Genomic DNA, 2,586 nt, shown 5'->3' with positions numbered 1-2,586 from the left:
CACACCAGCCGGATACGGCGTGCAGGTAGCGGCCCAGTTCAACAAACGATTATGCGTACTGCGTACGCATGAATACTAAAGCGTTATAGCAACAAGGAAGGTACGGTTGAGTAATCAAACTACAGAGCAAGAAGAATTAGAGAAAGAGCCATTTAAAATACAAATAACGGCTAGCTTTAAAAATAAATCTAAGAAATTCAAAAATTATAGTTCTATTGTTCAAGGTGAACCCTTTTCATGGGGGATAACAATAAAGAACATCGATACAAAACCTACTCCGGAAGCAAATATTGTAGCTGCTGGGATTAAAGATTTAGATGATAAGGTCTTTCAATATATGGAAGAGCAAGAGAAATTTGTTAGATCCTTAAATCCAAATGAAGAAATATTTATAGAGATAGATAGAGGCGTCATCTTTTTAGAAGGAATGCAATGGTGCTACCTCTCAATACATCCAAAAAGTGAAGGTAAGTATTTTGAGACTTATCAATTTGATGAAAGTCATAATAGGGTTGTAAAATTTTATATAGATGAAGAGGATAATAATAATTGGATGGATCATGTATATATTCAAAAAAAGATGGAGTTACTCCAATCTAGAACCAATAATTATATTCTTTTATTAACATTGGTAACTGTTTGGGAATCAATATTCGGAATTAAAAATAGTTTAAAAAGCTTGGCAGTTATTCTCTCTTTAGTATTTAGTTGGATTGCAGATGGAATCGAGTGGCTTGGTCAGTTGCTATAACAAGTTGCTAAAAGTGGACGAAAAACAGTTGGCTTGCGCTCATTCTTCGCTAATTTTAGCCAATAATTTTTCGCCCGTTAGCAAGGCGTTATACTCTTAGAGGAAAATATGAAAGGTCTATTTTTCAAAAATATTCATGATAGCAAGCTTGTTGATGTCTGGTTTAACTCAGTGAGAAATAGCCTATGGACAAGCGCTGGAATGGTCGTAGTAATTTTCGAAGACACCTAATTTTCGAAGACACCCACCTCAAAATTCGTTCGTAGATGATTATAACCAAGAAACAAGCGACACCCACCTAAAAATGGCGTACTTTTGATGTGGCGTCTACGCTTAGGACACGCTCAAAGGATTGAGGACAATGGACTATGCCAACTGCAAGGAAGAAGCAGGTTAGCTTAAGCGATACCAAATATTATCACTGTATTTCCCGGTGTGTACGTCGGGCGTTTTTATGCGGCGAAGACCGCTTCACAGGCCGCTCATATGAGCATCGGCGAGACTGGGTAGAAGAAAAACTACTGACGCTGGCAAAAGTGTTTTGCATCGAGGTATGTGGCTACGCGGTTATGAGCAACCATACGCATATTGTGCTGTATGTTGATGATAAAAAAGCTGAAAGGTTATCAGATAAAGCGATAGTCATTCGCTGGCATAAGCTGTTTAAAGGCAACTGGCTGACACAAAAATACATCAATGGTAATGAGCTGAGCGAGTCTGAGCACATTATGTTGGCGGCTGACATTACTGAATTCAGACTTCGGCTTGCAAGCATCAGTTGGTTTATGCGAGTGCTTAATGAGAGCATTGCTCGCAGAGCTAATGAAGAAGATGGTTGCACGGGGCGTTTTTGGGAGGGGCGATTCAAATCACAAGCTTTATTGGATACAGCGGCACTGGCAGCCTGCATGGCTTATGTTGACCTGAACCCAGTCAGAGCAAAAATAGCAGAAGCACCTGAAACTTCGGACTATACCAGCATTAAAAAACGCATTGAGTGCGCACGACAGGGCAAGCAACCTAAAAGCTTGCGGCGCTTTGCAGGCAATCCAAGAGCAAATATGCCAAGTGGTCTTCCGTTTGATTTGACTTATTACATTCAGTTGGTTGAATTAACAGGCAGATGTATGCGTGCAGATAAACGGGGTTACATCAGTGATAGCCAGCCGTTGCTGGCCAGGTTACAAATAGCGCCAGACAACTGGCTTAAGCTTACCACCCAGTTTACCAAAGTGTTTCATGGTGCTGTAGGGCGAAAGCAGGCAATGACAGATTACTGTGAGCACCTTAACAAAAAGCGACGTGTTAATCTGACTCAGTGTGAGCAGTTACTGGGCTAGCATTATTCGAATTGGCTCCGAACAGACCCGACATATCTATTTTCCCAAACTTAGTTTAGGGGCGCTTTTGTATTGTCTTATCCTGTCTATTTTCAAATATTCCGAGCTTAAATGCGTGCACCTGGCTGCTCAAAGCCCTTGGTGAACGAAGAATCCACTATATTTCAAATTAAATTTAGAACATAGCTTCATTGGCTAGATGAATGTAAAGGTGGGTGTCGCCGTTATTTCTCTTTTGTATTGTCTTATCCTGTCTATTTTCAAATATTCCGAGCTTAAATGCGTGCACCTGGCTGCTCAAAGCCCTTGGTGAACGAAGAATCCACTATATTTCAAATTAAATTTAGAACATAGCTTCATTGGCTAGATGAATGTAAAGGTGGGTGTCGCCGTTATTTTTATTGGCTAGATGAATGTAAAGGTGGGTGTCGCCGTTATTTTTGTATCTATTTTCCCAAACTTAGTTTAGGGGCGCTTTTGTATTGTCTTATCCTG

General features: G+C 40.3%; 2 protein-coding genes. Both read left to right on the top strand.

The genetic code is table 11. The annotated features are described in order from the left end of the window. The first annotated feature begins 106 nt into the window (after nt 1-106). On the top strand, nt 107-751 hold the full coding sequence (locus TW77_RS23940) for a hypothetical protein (RefSeq protein ID WP_046007490.1): 645 nt from the start codon (nt 107-109) through the stop codon (nt 749-751). A gap of 368 nt (nt 752-1,119) precedes the next feature. Beyond that, complete coding sequence (locus TW77_RS23935; protein WP_046007489.1) at nt 1,120-2,091, top strand: transposase; 972 nt, start codon at nt 1,120-1,122, stop codon at nt 2,089-2,091. Nucleotides 2,092-2,586: the final 495 nt, after the last annotated feature.

Origin of the sequence: Pseudoalteromonas rubra (genome assembly GCF_000967655.1) — a bacterium.
GTDB lineage: Bacteria > Pseudomonadota > Gammaproteobacteria > Enterobacterales > Alteromonadaceae > Pseudoalteromonas > Pseudoalteromonas rubra_A.
This window is presented reverse-complemented; position numbering and strand designations above follow the sequence as displayed.

Excerpts from the sequence above, each read along its gene's own strand:
- TW77_RS23935 (WP_046007489.1), top strand. The coding sequence starts at position 1,120 with ATGCCAACTGCAAGGAAGAAGCAGGTTAGCTTAAGCGATACCAAATAT.